This window comes from Salinibacter sp. 10B (genome assembly GCF_002954405.1).
Classification (GTDB): Bacteria; Bacteroidota; Rhodothermia; order Rhodothermales; family Salinibacteraceae; genus Salinibacter.
Genome location: NZ_MQWC01000004.1, coordinates 2041609 through 2058293 on the forward strand (window position 1 = coordinate 2041609; position 16685 = coordinate 2058293).

The following is a 16685-nucleotide window of genomic DNA, read 5'->3' on the forward strand; positions in this document are numbered from 1 at the left end:
CGATTGGATTCGCATCCCGACAGAGGGTTGCGCACTTTTGTTGTGTTGCTCATCTTCCTGGCTCAGAGCAGCGGTGCAATTTCCGAAATGTCTCCCTGCCTCAAAAGATGTCCTCGTTCCCGTATCCTATGCTAGCCCCCTCATATCTATGATCCGATTCTCCTCCTTTAGTCTAGCCGGGGTCGTCCTTGCTCTTCTGGTATTCGGGACCGGCTGCAATACCACCGATTCCGGCCCCTCGTCCTCCCACCCCAACGTTCTTGTCCTACTCGCCGACGATCAGGGATGGGGCGACCTCGGCCTCACGGGCAACACCACCGTTCGAACGCCTCACCTCGACGCACTCGCCCAGCAGGGCGCAGTCTTTGAGCACTTTTATGTACAACCGGTTTGCTCCCCCACCCGCGCCGAACTGCTTACGGGTCGGTATCATCCACGAGGCGGCGTCTACGGCACCTCGGCAGGGGCGGAGCGACTGGACCTCAACGAGCATACGATGGCGGAGGCGTTTCAGCGGGCCGGATATGCAACCGGAATCTTTGGCAAGTGGCACAACGGCTCGCAGTATCCCTACCACCCAAACGGCCGGGGCTTCGATACCTTCTACGGTTTTGCTTCGGGCCACTGGGGACACTACTTCGATTGGACGCTGGAACAGAATGCGGACCTCGTGACGGGAGACGGCTACCTCCCCGATGATCTCACGGACCACGCCCTCTCCTTCATCGAGGCGCATCGGGACAAGCCGTTCTTTGTCTATTTGCCCTACAACACGCCGCACTCGCCCATGCAGGTGCCGGACCGATTTTTCGACCGGTATGCGGATGCCGCTCTTCAAGACGAGCACCGCTACGCCGAGCGCGAGAACAAGACCAAGACCCGGGCCGCCCTCGCGATGGCAGAAAACCTAGACTGGAACGTCGGACGGCTCCTCGACCGGCTCGACGCGCTCAACCTTACTCGCGAAACGATCGTCCTATACTTCAGCGACAACGGACCCAACGGGTGGCGGTGGAATGCCAACATGCGAGGTCGAAAGGGCTCGACCGATGAGGGCGGTGTACGCGTGCCGATGATTGTCCGCTGGCCGGGAGAGATTGCTGCGGGAACCAACATCGAGACCATTGCAGGGGCCATTGACCTCTTTCCCACCCTCACGGATCTGGCCGATATCCCAACTGGCACCGACACGACATTTGACGGCCGAAGCCTGAAGCCCCTTCTCCTCAACCAGAATTCCGACGGATGGCCCGACCGGCGTCTTTTTGCCCACTGGCGGGGCGACGTGAGCGTCCGTACCCCGCAGTTTCGGCTCGACCATGAAGGCCGGCTCTACGACCTCTCCGCGGACCAACGACAACGGACGAACGTGGCCGACGAGCATCCGGCCGTGGCTGCTGAGCTCCGTGCGGCAGTGGCGAACTGGAAAGAACGACTGCTTCCCGAACTGGACCAAAAAGACCGTCCGTTTCCGATCGGCTACCCTGAATTTCCGACCACCCGTCTCCCTGCCCGCGACGGGACGGGCCACGGCACGATTGAGCGGAGCAACCGCTTCCCCAACAGCTCGTTCTTCCGACACTGGACGCGCCCCTCCGACTCCATTACGTGGGACGTACGGGTCAATACGCCGGGCCAGTACCGAGCGACGGTCTACTATACGCTCGCGGAGGAAAATAAGGGAGCAGAGCTCGAGCTCCGGTTCCAGGAGGAGTCGGTTCGAACGAGGGTGACGACCGTCCACAACCCACCGCTCGTTGGACAGGCACGAGACCGCATTCCGCGACAGGAGTCGTACGTGAAGACCTTTCGCCCCCTGAATCTCGGCACCATTCGTCTCGACACTGGACGGGGTCCCCTGGTCTTGCAGGCCCCCGAAATCCCCGGGCGTGAGGCCATTGACCTACGCTGGATGGAGCTGACCCTACTCGAGGAGGATACCGAAGCCCCCGACTCGTAGCGGTCGACCGGCTCCCTCAACGGACAAACGTCATCTTGCGCACCTTGGTGGTGCCCCCGACGACGAGGCGCGCCAGATACACACCGCTGGCCATGCGCCCGCCCGACTCGCCTCGGCCGTTCCACTGCACGGTGTGCCGCCCCGCCTGCTGCTGATCGTCGACGAGCACCCGGACCTGCCGCCCCAATACGTCATACACGGCCAGCCGCACCGACGCCGGCTCCGGCAATACATACTCAAGAGTCGTCTGGTCGTCAAAGGGATTCGGATAATTGGGCAGAAACTGAAGCTCACTCGGCAACGTGACCTGTTTCTTCGTTTCCACGTAATCAGAGCTCCCTATCAGCAGCCGTAGCGAACGGGATTGGGCCTCCGGTTGGAACGTAACCGGATTGGCAGCGCGGAGATCGTAGCTTTCCCCAGCCGTTGGATCGACGAGAACAATTTCCTGCCCTTCAAACGCCGACAGGCCGGCGGCTCGAATCGTGACCGGTACATTCGGGTTGGCTCGCAATTTCAGAGCAAAGCTGTGACCATCCGCATCGGTCGACCGGTATTCAACCGCAAGATGCTGCTGGCGAGGAGGGAGTTCCGTTCCAGAAGGCGCGAGCCGAAGAGACGGCTGGGTGAAGCGGGCGGGAGGAGCGACGCGATCGTATGTGTCCCACCCACTCGTGGCGTCATCGTGAGTCCCGACGCGGATCTCGGCGGCCGTCGTTCCCTGAACAGCAGTAATTGTTAGTCCCGGCGGAGCCTGTTTCGTCCCGGAACGGCCCTGCGGAGTACCGGGAAAAGCCGGATACGGAAGTCGGAGGGCATCGAGATTTTGGTCGTTCAGAAAATAGAAGGCCTCCCCCCGGCGTGCCGACGCAAAGGTTGTGGTGCGCTCAAATGAGCCCGAGAAGCGCCAGAGTGGAGACAGAGATCCGCCGTTGGCCGCCGCCACGGCGTTCCACGACACATCCAAGTCAAAAGGGTTGGAGATCACATTCCAGCCCTCCTGGAGCGGAATCGTGAACATGCCCTCTTCGGTCAGGGAGACGCTGGGCACCGAGGTGCGCACCTGCCAGTCCGCGTCGCTGCGGAGCCAGAACCCGACGCCCGGCCGGAAATGGAAGGCAGACGATCCGTCGAACGGAACCAGTCCATCGGTTCCGGGATCTCGATACGCCTGCCAGTCGGATCCGGGGCGCCCGTCCACCGTGCGGCTCACCAAACGCGAAGAGCGACCGGGCAAGGCCACAAGCCGATGGCCTCTACCGGGGGACGCAAACGACTGAGCGACCCGAACGGACACGGTGGTCGGATAATACAGAAACGTGCGTGTACGAGACCACGGACCGGAATACTCAAACCGTTCGGCGCGCACCCGCCAGTAATATCCCGTGCTCGGCGATGGATCAGGCAGGGTCAACGAGCGAGCTTCCGTCCGAAAGGTGTCGGTACGAGCCGGCGCAAATTCGGACGACGAAGACACGTGTATGGTGTATTCGTCCGCGTTTGGCACCGCCCCCCACGTCAGGGTTGGGGGCGCTGAGGCCTCCACGATTGCCTTTGCCCCCGGTTCCTTGAGATGAGGCGCCTCCAGGTCGAGGGCAAACGACGTGCTCACCTGCAAGGCTAGGTTGGCCCGCAATGCGGTCCACTCCCCCTTGCGTCGCCGAAGTGCGCCCCCATCCGGCCCGCTACGCTCTCCAGCCACCTCGAGGGTTCCGCCCCCCTCCTCGACGCTGAGCACGACATGGTAATTCGCGTCCGCAGTTACGACGGCACCGGATGCGGACAGCGATGCAAAACTCATTGCGTGATTGCCGACGGCCTCGGGCGCGAGCGACACCGCAGTGCCAATCTGTGCTCCAGGCCTGCCGTCCTCATCGGCATGGAGCGTGACCCGGAGAGAATCCCGCAGCCGGTTGGCCGTCTTAGACGCGGCCTGCACAAAGAGCCCATCGACGACCCCACTCTGATGAGGCGTAAACCGAAGAGCCAAAGCACGTGCCCCCGTTCCTCCGAGCGTGTACGCCGTGCGGTCGTTCTCCGGTGCAGGGGTACTGTATGCCGATTGAGTACGGGTGGCAACAGACCTGCCCATCAGTTGAGCCATGCCCCGGTACACGTCGAGGCGTCCGTTCCCCCCTTGCGCCGCCCCTTCCTCGGTCGAGCCTGCCCGAGTGTCCCCGGACAGCAGCGTGGAGATCCGACCGCCTGAAAGCGACGGGTCATGTTGAAGAAGGAGCGCCGCAGCACCGGCCGTGGCCGCCGCAGCCGCACTCGTCCCCCGATACAATGCGTAATCGTTTTCGCCCAACCGGCGCTGCTTCAGAAGCGAAGCAAACTGAGAACGAGCAGAGATCGTCCACTGACCAGGCGCCATCAGATCGAGAGCTTGCCCTCCTCCCCGCAACGGCCCCTGGCTGCTGAACGACGCCTCTCTCACCGGAAGATCAGACGTCGACGAGACGTCGCCCCCCGGCGCCCCTCGCCACCGCGGACGGTGAACCCAGGCCCCGACCGCAAGCGCCGACCGAGCCGTGGCTGGCGTCGTTACCGTCATGCGCGAATCCCCATTGCGCAACGTACTCTCCGTGGTCGTTCCCACCAACCAGCTATGCATAGTCGTTGCATCGGACGACGGATTTTCCATCACGATCGTCCAGGAACCGGACGCCGGCGGGGGATCCGCCGAGGCATCGTACGCAGCAATCTCGACGTGCTCGTCCCCCTGTAGCGAGCGGGTCTGCTCGTAAGTCACCGTGCCGTCGGGCGTCCGGACGACGGCCGCACTATCGGGCACGAGGGACACGCGACGCCCGTTCGGCGTGATGACCGTGATCGACGCTGTACCGCTGCCGCTGCGCCACAGGTCAAGGTGAAAGGCAACGTCGTTGGCGGCCCCATTCTGCGGGGAATAGCGAGGGACCTCCACCGTGAGGCTGTCGGCCCCGTTCCCAGGCAACGAATGAGAGACGTGCTGCTTCGAGTCGCCTCCATTTCCCGCTGCCGCGACCACGCTGCGCCCCGCCCCCGAGACGGCATCGATGGTGCGTGCCAACGCCGACGAGCCGTCGTGCGGCCCCGACCGCGCCCCCAAACTCAGGTTCACGACCATCGGACGGCCGGCCGCTTCCGCTTTCGCGTCGCAGTACCGCAGCCCGTCGGCAATACCGACGCCCGAGAAGTCCGTCTTGACCGCCACGATTTCGGCGTCCGGGGCCATGCCCCGATGCGTGCGGGCCGACTGCGCGCTCCCATTCCCTGCAATCGTAGCGGCCACTTGTGTGCCATGCCCCAGCGTGTCGACGCTGCGCACCGACGTGCCCCCTCCACTGAGGGCCGCTTCGAGATCGGACCGCGTGTATTCAACGCCGTACCCGGGCGCCTCGGGCGGCTGCTCCGAAGACCGAGGCGACAGGGTTTGATCCCAGAGCGCCCGGACGCGGCTGCGCGTCGTGTCTCGAATGCCTCGAACGTCCGGATGCGTCCAGTCGATGCCGCTGTCGATGACACACGCAAGCACCCCATCCCCAGTGTAGCGGCGGCCGAGGCGACCCGTATGGAGCGGATGCGCCCCCGTCACGCCCCGCACGACATCATTGAGCGGGACATACTGCCGGGCCGGCACGATCCCAGTCACCCCCTCTGTCCGTGCCAGCGCGCGCAGCCCCGTCGGCGTCACGCGTGCGGTCGCGATCTCAGGCGCGACCGGTCGAACGGGAATCTCCGTATTCTGCAGAGCATCGCGGTCCTCGAAATTCACGAACACTCCGTACCGGCCGTCGGTCGTCGAGAGCGGAGACAACAGAGGCCCCAGCGCGGGGGACGAGACGCGCTCCGCCGCCACGAGGCGAAGGCGCGGCGCGAGTCGATCGCGAACCTCCGACGAGAGCGATTGGGCATAGACCTCCCCGCCGCCCAGCAGGAGCAGCAAGACGATCAGACCGACAAGTCGTCGTGTCGTAGCACGTTGCTCCATGCAGGCGGGCGGTTATCCAGGAAGTCAAACCCGATGGGACGTCTACAGAAGTACACTTCTGTCTTATTTTAGCACTTATTCTGTCTTTACGAGATTGCCCCCAGACAGGTTCGAGCCGGATGGAAATTGATGGTACCGAAAGAATCGCATCTGTGGTGCCAGCAAAACGATCCCAATTCCCCACGAACCCGGATCATCCCCCCGCCCCCATCATATCCACGACCGCAGTCCCTCTCTGGGATTGCACGCCGGTCTGACGCGACCGCTCTCTACGCCTACGCTTCCGCGCCTTCCCCCACGCCCATGTCTGAGACCCTGCCCGAAACGCCCGACGTCGACCGCGAACTCGCGATTGACCACGGCCTTACCGACCGCGAGTACGACGAAATCTGCGACCGCCTGGGCCGCACGCCCACCTTCACCGAGCTCGGGATCTACTCGGTGATGTGGAGCGAGCACTGCAGCTACAAAAACTCGACGGCCCTCCTCAAGACGCTCCCGAACGAGGGCGAATACCTGCTGGCAGAAGTCGGCGAAGAGAACGCGGGCCTCGTGGACGTGGGCGACGGCATGGCGGTGGCCTTCAAGATCGAATCGCACAACCACCCTTCGGCCGTGGAGCCGTACGAGGGCGCGGCCACCGGCGTCGGCGGCATTCACCGGGACATCTTTACGATGGGCGCCCGTCCGATCTGCGCACTCGACTCCCTCCGCTTCGGCTCGCTGGAAAAGTCGCGCGTGCGCTACCTGTTCGACGGCGTGGTGCGCGGCATCGGGGACTACGGCAACTCGTTCGGCGTGCCCACCGTGGCGGGCGAGGTCGTGTTTGACGACGCCTACGAGGGCAACCCCCTCGTCAACGCGATGAGCGTGGGCACCGTGCGCCACGACCGCACGGCCAGCGCCGCCGCCGACACGCCCGGCCTGCCCGTCTACGTCGTCGGTGCCTCGACCGGGCGCGACGGCATCCACGGCGCCACCTTTGCCTCCGCCGAAATCGACGAGGACAGCGAAGAAGACCGCCCCAGCGTACAGGTGGGCGACCCGTTCACCGAGAAGCAGCTGCTGGAAGCCACGCTGGAGGCCATCCGCGAGGGCGCGGTGGAGGCGATCCAGGACATGGGCGCCGCGGGCATCACGAGCTCGGCCTTCGAGATGAGCGCGTCCGGCGGCACGGGGATGGAGCTCCACCTCGACCGCGTGCCCACCCGCGAGACCGGCATGACGCCCTACGAGATTATGCTCTCGGAGAGCCAGGAGCGCATGCTGGTGGTCTGCCGCCCGGAGGACGAGGAGGCGCTCATGGCGATCTACGACAAGTGGGATCTGAACGCCCAGCAAATCGGGGAGGTCACGAACGACGGCCGCGTCCGCGCCCTCTGGCACGGCGAGGAAGTGGCCGACATGGACCCGGCACACGTGGCCGGCGACGACGTGCCCGTCTATGAGCGCGACAAGAAACGCCCCTCCTACCTGGACGAGGTACACGCCTTTACGCCGGAGGACGAGGGCATCGACGACGTGACGCCCGATACGTCGGTCGACATGCTCACGGAGCTCTTGTCCTCTCCCACCATCGCCTCGAAGGCGTGGGTCCACGAGCAGTACGACACCGAGGTGCGCACGAACACGGTGGTCGGCCCCGGTCCCAGCGACGCCGCGGTGGTGCGCGTGAAAGAGACCGGTAAGGGCCTCGCGGTGAAGACGGACTGCAACGGCCGCTACGTCTACCTCAACCCGCGGAAGGGCGCGCAGATCGCCGTGGCGGAGGCCGCTAGGAACGTGACCTGCGCCGGGGGCGAGCCCGTCGCCATCACCAACTGCTGCAACTTCGGCAACCCGCACAACCCCGAAATGTACTGGCAGTTTGCCGAAGCCATCGGCGGCATGGGCGACGCCTGCCGCGCCCTCGGTACGCCCGTCACCGGCGGCAACGTGTCCCTCTACAACGAGCACCCCGAGGGTGCCATCTTCCCCACCCCCACCATCGGCATGCTCGGCGTGGTGGACGACCTGGAAACGCAGCCCACGACCGCCGACCTCAAGCAGGACGGTGACGTGCTCTTCCTGCTGTCGCCCGCCGACTGGCTCCATTCCGAGAGTATCGGTGGATCGGAGTACCTGTCATACGTCCACGACCGCACGACGGGCGACGCTCCGCACCTCGACCTCGACGAGGAAGTCGCCGTACAGGCGGCCACGCGTGCCCTCATCAAACGCGGCATTGTCCAACACGCGCACGACATTTCGGACGGCGGCCTGGCCACGTGCCTCGCCGAGTCGGCCATTCACTCCGACAATCTCGGACTTGAGGTCGACCTGCCCGACACGGACGCCCGTCTCGACAGTGTGCTCTTCGGAGAGGCCCAGTCCCGTGTCGTGCTCTCAGTCCAACCGGACGACGTGGAGCACCTCGAAACGACTCTGGCCGATCACGACACCGTGCGGGCGCACCGCCTCGGCCGGGTTACGGCGGCGGACAGTGTGCGGATTTCCGTCGGAGACACATCGGTCCTCACCACCGACCATGCCACGTTGGCCGAGCCGTACACGACAGCCATCCCGAATGCCGTGGCCTAACCATGTGGAGAGACCCGGCGCCGGGCGGTACGAGACTGGGCTCCTGCGATGGGACTATGGCGGAATCTGTCTCTTACGGCATGATACCGTTTGTGAACGTTCATTCCGTCGTCGAACCGGACACGACCCGGAGGTCACAACCTGGATTCCCCACTTTATTCAACCATAACCCTGAGGCCTGACCTTCTTTTGCGTTTGTGACTAAACGAAAAAATTATTACACCGAAAGCGCTTTTCTGGAGATAATACTTTGACAATACGGGCGCTTCGCGCTAACGTAGGAGGCGTATTTGACGGCAGGCTCCGATCCAGAAGTTCCTCCCCCGGAATCACACAGAGGAGCAACGCCCGGGATCCCGGAGCATGCCCCCGAATTGCCTCCCTCACCCGGAGGCGATCGACGGACCGTCCGGTGCCACGACTGTTGTGCTGACGCTGTTCAGCGAAACGGGCGTGCGCAACGGGATTGTGTACAAGCTCGCGATCGTTGCCAATCTCCTCCTACGCCTATGCTTTTCTCCCGCTGTGCCGTTGCCGTCGGCCTTCTGTTATTCTTCCCTCTCATCGCCAGTGCACAATCGACTGGCGTGGTGCAAGGCACCGTGACCGATGGGCAAGAACGCCCTCTCCCCGGTGCCAACGTGGCTGTTCAACGACTCCAGAGGGGAGCAGCAACGCAGGCCGACGGCTCTTATCGCATCGATGGACTCGCACCCGGTGAGTATACCCTCCGGGTCTCCCTCGTGGGCTTCGCCGCCAAGACCGCCACTGTAACCGTAGAGGCCGGAGAGACGACCACCCTGAATTTTACGATGAGCAGTGACCCGATGAACCTTGACGAGGTCGTCGTCACGGGACAGGGCAGCGAGGTCTCTCGCCGGGCGATTGGAACCAACATGGATGTTATCAGCGCCGAGGACCTGCAGGAGACGCCGACCACCTCGATCGACCAGTTGCTGCAAGGACGGGTCTCCGGATCTACGATTCGAGCCCAGTCGGCCCAACCCGGACAGGGGGCTCTCATGAATTTCCGGGGCATCACGAGCGTCTTCTCCAACCAGACCCCCGTGATCTACGTCGACGGCGTTCGGGTTGACAACTCGTCGAACACGAGCTTCTCCTACGGCGGCGAGACGACCTCCGCGCTCAGCGAAATCCTGACGAACGACATTGAGCGCATCGAGGTCACGAAGGGTGGGGCCGCCAGTACGCTCTACGGCTCCGACGCCGCCAACGGGGTCATTCAGATCTTTACGGCCGACGGGGAGCCGGGCGAAACGAACGTGACGTTCCGAACAAAGCAGGGCGTCGACTTTCCGGTGTCCCGATTCTTCATGGACACCGGCTTCTCATTTCCGGAGCGGACGGCCCCGGACGCTGACACCCCCGACGCCGGGCGCGCCAACTTCATCGAGAACGAGTACTTGCAGAACGGATACAGCCAGGATTACTATCTCGGCGTGTCGGGCGGAGCGGAAAACATTACGTACAACATGAGTGGACGGCTCCAGACCGGAGAGGGGGTCCAGCCGAACAACGGAAATACGCTGTACGCACTTCGGGGAAACCTCTCGACGGAGTTCACGGAGAACGTGAGCGTCCAGTTCAGCGGGTCCTACACCCGCTCCAACTTCGCTCGGGTCTCGAACGGAACGGCCATTGGGGACCCGCTCACGATGCTCGAAGTGGGAGACGCCCTTCGCTTCACCGGGACCAATAGCCTGCAGGAAGCCCTCCGTGTCGCCACCCTTCCGGAGATTAAGGAGGGGGTGGATCGCTATCGGCTCTCGGGAAAGACCAACTACAAGCCCAGTGAGCTCTTCACGACCAGTCTGACGATCGGCATCGACGGACGGGTCAACGAGCAACGGGCCCTGTTTCCCCGGGGCGCCGACTTCCTGACCGGAAACACCAACGGCGGGCTCACCCGCTTCAATCGGGACTTTCGGTCTCTCACGATCGACTACCGGGGCACCATCAGTTATCCCCGAGAAGGCCCCATCACCTCGGACTTCACGTTCGGGGCACAGGGGTTCCGAGACGAAGAGAGCCGGGTCTGGGTAGAGGCCGAGGGCTTCGCACTGCCCGGAACGGAAGACGTCGGCGAAGCGGCCACCAAAACGTCCGACGAGCTGCGTGAACAGGTCTTCAACGGCGGATTCTTCTTTAAGGAGCAGCTCGCCTACGAAGACCGCCTCTTCTTCAACCCGGGCATCCGCTTTGACGGTAACAGCGCGTTCGGAGAAGACGTAGGCCTCCAGGCGTACCCCAGTCTCTCTCTGTCATACATTCTGACCGACGAGCCATTCTGGACCGGTACGCTGGAAACGGTCCTCTCGCAGCTCAAGCTGCGGGCCGCGTGGGGCCAGACCGGGAATTTCCCGGAACCCTTCACGAAGGACGTGACCTTCCAGGCCGTCTCCTTTCGGGGCACCAGTGCCCCCCGATTCGACAACCCGGGGAACGAAAATCTCGGTCCTGAACGGACGTCGACCCTGGAGGGCGGATTTGAAAGCTCCTTCTTCAACGGCCGCTTCGGGGTGGACTTCACCGTGTACCGGTCCCGGACGACCGATGCACTCTTTGAGGTACCGGAACAGCCGGCGACGGGACAGGGGCTTCAGTTCCGCAACGTCGGCGAGATTCGCAACATCGGGACGGAGCTCAGTGCGGACGTAAGCATTCTGGAGATGGAGAACCTCTTCTGGCAGATCGGCGGCAACTGGAGCTGGAACCGGAACGAAATGGTGGATCTCGGCGGCACGGCGCCCTTCACCCTGGGCGGGAGTGACAACTTCGCTCAGCAGCGCGTCACGGAAGGACGCCCCATCGGCGCATGGCGTGCAACCACGCCGTATGACTCGAATGACGACGGCCGGCTCGACGCGTCCGAGTTTCGCTTCACGGGCGAGACCCCCTTTCCCACCCACACCGGAGCCTTCACGACCTCCCTCACATTCCAGAACATCCGCCTGTTTGCCCTGGCCGACTGGAGCCTCGGATCGCAGGTACTGGACTGGGGAAGCCGGTGGGCCGGATTCAACGGGCTTGAGCGAGTGCCTCGGCCGCAGAAGTACGACGCGAACGGAGATCTGGTCACGGGTCCCAATGGGGATCCGGTGGACTTCAGCGTGACGGAGGCCGGCTCCACTGTGCTTCTGGATGGAGACTACCTGAAGATTCGAGAGGTGACGCTCTCCTACAACCTGCCGAGCCAATTCCTGAGTGGTATCGGTCTCGCGCAAGGCTCCGTGTACGTGACCGGACGCAACATTTGGGAGTTCACCCGCCAGGAGTTCGTGGATCCGGAACTGGCGGGCCTGACGGACACGGGCAGCGTGGCCCTTGGAGGATCGCAGAGCGTCACGCTCTCTTCTCCTCGACAGCTCCGGGTCGGAGTGGAAATCACGCTCTAGTTCACCGCCCCTGTCTCTCACGCCAACGTCTGCACTCTGACGACTCCCCCAGTTATGATTACTCGCTCTCTTCCCTCTGCTTTCATCGTCGCTGTGATTGCGGCACTCACCCTCACGGCCTGCGATGCCTTGGACCCCACGCAGGTTGAGAATCCGCGCACGACCGACGAAGACCTCGCGCAGGCCGAGCGTCCCACGGCGGCCCTCCTCGACGGGATGCGCGCCCAGTTCGCCCGTGCCCTCGGGGCGGCCGTCGTCACGACCGAGCTGGCGTCGGACAACGCCTCCATTCACGGCACCGGCCTGGGCGGCAATACGCTCGACTTTCCCCGGCAGGTGACGCCCAACACCAGCATTTTGAACTGTACGTTCGTCGACTGCCTCTACTGGAATCTCCAGGAGCTTCGATCACAGGGTGACTTTCTTATCGAAGACATTGCCCCGGAGGACGATAACGCCACCGACGCGCAGATCGCCGAGGCACACTACTACCGTGGGATGGCGTTCCTGATGCAGGGCGAAAACTTCACGGCCGTCCCTACGACCGCGGACTCTGCTGCCGTTCTGGCGGCGGGCCTCCTCGCCAATGCGCAGCGCGACTTCTCAGCGGCGCTCGACATGGCGGACGCCGGGTCCGACCTTGCCGCCCAGATCAACGCTGGGCTCGCCCGTACCCATCGGGCGCTCGGGAACGTCGGGCCGGCACAGAACTTCGCGCAGGCGGCTCTCAATACGGGAGGGAACGCCTTTCTCTACAGCCAGCCCTACGACGCTCAAAACCTGGGCAATCCGCCGCACGACTACCTCGTGCAGCGCGCCCTGCAGGAAATGCAGCCCCTCCCTCGGCTCGACTTCCTCGACCCGAAGTATACGCAGGAACGCTCGCCCATCCCGTACGCCACAGCGGAAGAGATGCGGCTCATCCTCGCGGAGACCGCCCTGGCAAATGACAACCCGTCCGGAGCAAAGAGCCAACTCCGACGGGCGATCGACCTCGCGGACCGTCGGGAAACAGTCACGTTTGAGGACGGAGACGCTCGCCTCAACAACAACAGTGACACCCGACCCGACACCAGTGTCATCAGTATTCGATTCAGTCCGGGCGCCCCGCCGGTCGACAGTCTCGTGCTCACCCGACCGGGCACCATCACGATCCCGACAGTGTCGGGCACGCACGTGACCAAGGGACAAGTCACCAGCGCCTCCGGCACGGACCTCACGCGGTTGCTCTACCTGCTCCGTCAGGAAATTATGTACCTGGAGGGCCACCGGCTCCACGACCTCGGCATCCGTCTGCCCATGATGCTTCGAGAAATCGACACGAGCCCAGTCCTCGAAAGCGGGGATATGGGCACAGAGGTGAGCGTGCCGGACTACATTCCGTCCGCGAACGAGATGGATCTCTACGAGCCCAATCCTCTGTACGGAGGCGACGGACGGGCAGACGAAGGAGAAGCTCTCAGATCAGAGGTCGTTACCATGCTCCACGATATGAACCGGGTACTCGCCGAGGAGCGCGGCCTCGTCATCGAAAATCCGATGGTGCCGGGCCAGTAGCCGCCCGCCTTCAACGACCGCCTCCTTCGCCGTCGCGGCGGTGGGGGCGGTTTTCTTTTTCGGCCTCCGTTTGTCTTGTTGCAACGTGCCTGCTCCTCCGGAGCCCCGCCGACAGGCTGGAATGCCCCGGCTCCCGTTTTCAGTAAATACGAAGCAAATCTCCCCTTTCCGTGCCTCGATCCGTCTTCCCCCCGCTCCTCACTACCCTCCTCTTATGCATGCTGGGGGTCCCTTCCACCTCCGCCCAGACGCCGGCGGCCTGTCGCTCGGCGCACGATGCCCGCCAGGCCTCCGGCAGGTGCGAGGGCGAATCGTTCGACTTCTACGCCTTCGGCCCGTACCGCGACGACGTGCCGCAGCCCCGCGAGGTGCTGGGCTACTCAATCGGAGAAATCCACACCACCTACGGCCGGATGGACGACTACATCGAAGCCCTCACCGACGCCTCTGACCGAGTGCGGCACATCGTATACGGTGAGAGCGTCGAGAAGCGGGACATGCACCTGCTGGCCGTCGGCTCCGCCGAGACGATCGAGCAGCTCGACTCGATTCAGACACAGCTTCAACAACTGGCCGACCCGACCGAAACGTCAGCGAGCACAGCCAATGATCTCGCCGCGGACCTACCAGTCGCCGTCTGGATCAACTCCGCCAACGACGGCAACGAAACGGCAGCGTTCGAGTCGGTCATCCAGATGGCATACCAGCTCACTGCCGGACAGAGCGAGCGCGCTCAGCGGATCCGCGAGAATACGCTCGTACTCCTGAATATGGCCCACAATCCCGAAAGCCACGAGCGGTTCGTGTCGTGGTACAACGCGTTCGGGATGGGCGACGCGGCCCCGAAGGCCTACGAGCACGATGCGCCGTGGGGCGTGAACGCAAACAACAATCACTTCCAGATCGACCTCAACCGGGACGGCGTGGGCCTCACGCAGACGGAGAGCCGAGCCGTGAGCACGGCCATGCAGCAGTGGCGGCCGCAGGTGTTCGTCGACCTCCACGGCGAAACCACGCAGTACTTCTTCCCGCCGAACGCGGCCCCGATTAATCCGCTCTACCCCGATCAGCTCACGACGTGGATCGACACGGTGGGACAAGCCAACGCGAACGCGTTCGACGAATACGGCTGGAGCTACTACACCCGCGACATTTTCGACCTCCACTATCCGGGCTACTGGGACTCGTACCCGAGCCTCCACGGCGCAACGGGGATGACCTACGAGACGGACGGTGGGGGCGGCAAGGGCTACCGATGGCGCCGCGGCGACGGCACGGTGCTCACCTTCGAGGACGGCATCGCTCACCACTTCGTGGCCGTCCTGTCGACGATCGACGCGGCGGCCCGCAACCGGGAGGCGCGCCTGCAGGACTACTACCAGTTCTTTGCGGACGCGATGGAGACTGCCGAGTCGGAGACGCCCCGCGGCGTGGTGCTGCGAGTAGACAACGATCCGCGGCGCGCGGCCCGACTGGCAACGACGCTTCTACGGCACGGCGTGCAGGTTGAGCGCATCACGCAGTCCGGCACGGTGCAGGGCTACGATGCTCTGGCCGACGCTACGGTGCAGCGCACGGTTTCGTCCGGCTCCTACTTTGTCCCCTTCGCCCAGCCGAACGCGAAGATTGCCCGCATGCTGCTCCTCCCCGACATTCCGTTGCCAGAGGGCTTTCGGCAGCAGGAGCTGTCCCGTCTCGCCCACAACCTCCGCGTGGCGCCCGGCGAGCGGGAGTACCACGCGTTCTACGACGTGACGGCCTGGAATCTTGCGCTGGCCGGGGACGTGCCCGCCCTCTGGACTGACACGGGGGACCCGCTGCCGAGCACGGGCCTTTCGCTGCCCGACTCGGCAAAAGCAGCGCCGGGCGGTTGGACGCACGACGTGGCCGTGCCCACCGTGACGGGCGGCACGGATGGGCGCGCACAAAGCGCCTACGTCTGGACACCCGGCTCGGTGGGATCCACCCGACTCCTTGCCCAACTGATGAGCGAGGACTTCAACGTGGCCGTCGTGGATCAGCCGATGGTCGTCGGAGAGCGATCGTTCCCGCGCGGCAGCTACATCGCCCGGGTCGGCCGCAATCCGGCTGCCCTCCACACGCGCATCGACGCCCTCGCAGAAACGGCGGACGTGCCGGTGCACGCGGCCAACACGGCCTTCGCGACGCGCGGCCCCACCGGAACGGGATCGGAATCCACCCGCAACCTCACGCCGCCCGAGATCGCAGTGCTGGCCGGAGACGGCGTGTCCACGACCTCCTACGGCCACTTCTGGTACGTCTTTCAGGAGCGGCTGGGGCAGCCCTTCACGGCGCTCCAGACCCGCACTCTTTCGGCCGACGATCTGAAGGGCGAAGACGTGCTCGTGCTGCCGAACGGCGACTATGGCACACTGTCGAATGATCAACTTACCGCCGTGCGGCGCTGGGTCGAGCGCGGCGGGACCGTGGTCGGGTACGCCGGCGGGGCCCGCCTCCTGGCGCGCGACCCGATGGGCGTGGCGTACACCGACACCACGGCGTCGGAGATGTCCCTCGCTGCCATGCGCGACGCGATCGACGAGACGCTGACCGGCGATCCGGCGCTGCCCCCCGAGCCGAGCCCGTCGGCGTCCATTCCTGAGCAATCCGTGCCGGGGGCCTTCCTCCGCGCCCGAACCGACACGACGCACTGGCTCACGTACGGCCTCGATTCCGAGGTCGCTGTTCTCGCAGACAACACGCCGCTGTCCCTCTCGGTGAACGGCGCCAATCCCGTCACGTATGCTGCAAGTGCCCTGGAGGTGAGCGGCTTCACGTGGCCGGCCCTCACCGAGCACGTGTACGCCGAGCAGGCCTACGCCACCGTCGATCGGCTGGGAAATGGTCGGATCATTCGACTGGCCGAGGACCCGCTCTTCCGCGTCTGGGCCGACGGCCCGATCGACCTCCTGACGAACGCCATTTATCTTGGGGGACCGAACGAGACCGGTGGATACTGATGCGAACTCTGGCCGAAAGAGGAATGGTTACACGGTGCTGTGACGTTGTACGTTTAACTGTAGGAAATCTACCGTAGCACCGTCCCACGAAAGGCCTTGATTCCATCCGTAACGCCGTTGGACTCCAACGGCGCTACGCAGGGAGCACTCCTCAATCTCACATACAACCCCACGCGCCCACACCCTCAACCCCCACGCACTCTACGCCCACACCCCTT

6 protein-coding genes are annotated in these 16685 nt (G+C 64.1%); 5 read left to right on the plus strand and 1 reads right to left on the minus strand.

Going from position 1 to position 16685, the window contains the following annotated elements; genetic code table 11:
- Nucleotides 1-148 precede the first annotated feature (148 nt).
- Entirely contained in the window at nucleotides 149-1960 is a 1812-nt protein-coding gene (locus BSZ35_RS08605; protein ID WP_105012048.1) for an arylsulfatase, read from the plus strand.
- A gap of 16 nt (nucleotides 1961-1976) precedes the next feature.
- Here BSZ35_RS08605 and BSZ35_RS08610 read toward each other — a convergent pair whose 3' ends face one another.
- Nucleotides 1977-5933 (minus strand): S8 family serine peptidase, encoded by a 3957-nt coding sequence (locus BSZ35_RS08610; RefSeq protein WP_105012049.1) that lies wholly within the window; start codon nucleotides 5931-5933, stop codon nucleotides 1977-1979.
- A gap of 303 nt (nucleotides 5934-6236) precedes the next feature.
- On the opposite strand from BSZ35_RS08610, the gene purL reads away from it, so the two are divergent.
- From purL to BSZ35_RS08630, 4 genes are all read left to right on the plus strand, one after another.
- Nucleotides 6237-8513, plus strand: coding sequence for a phosphoribosylformylglycinamidine synthase subunit PurL (gene purL, locus BSZ35_RS08615; protein ID WP_105012050.1), 2277 nt, complete (start codon nucleotides 6237-6239; stop codon nucleotides 8511-8513).
- 509 nt (nucleotides 8514-9022) lie between these two features.
- Nucleotides 9023-11929, plus strand: a complete 2907-nt coding sequence (locus BSZ35_RS08620) for a SusC/RagA family TonB-linked outer membrane protein (protein WP_105012051.1) — start codon at nucleotides 9023-9025, stop codon at nucleotides 11927-11929.
- 54 nt (nucleotides 11930-11983) lie between these two features.
- Nucleotides 11984-13486: a hypothetical protein gene (locus tag BSZ35_RS08625; RefSeq protein WP_105012052.1), complete on the plus strand. Its 1503-nt coding sequence runs from the start codon at nucleotides 11984-11986 to the stop codon at nucleotides 13484-13486.
- A gap of 170 nt (nucleotides 13487-13656) precedes the next feature.
- Nucleotides 13657-16467: a M14 family metallopeptidase gene (locus BSZ35_RS08630; RefSeq protein ID WP_146110039.1), complete on the plus strand. Its 2811-nt coding sequence runs from the start codon at nucleotides 13657-13659 to the stop codon at nucleotides 16465-16467.
- Nucleotides 16468-16685 lie beyond the last annotated feature (218 nt).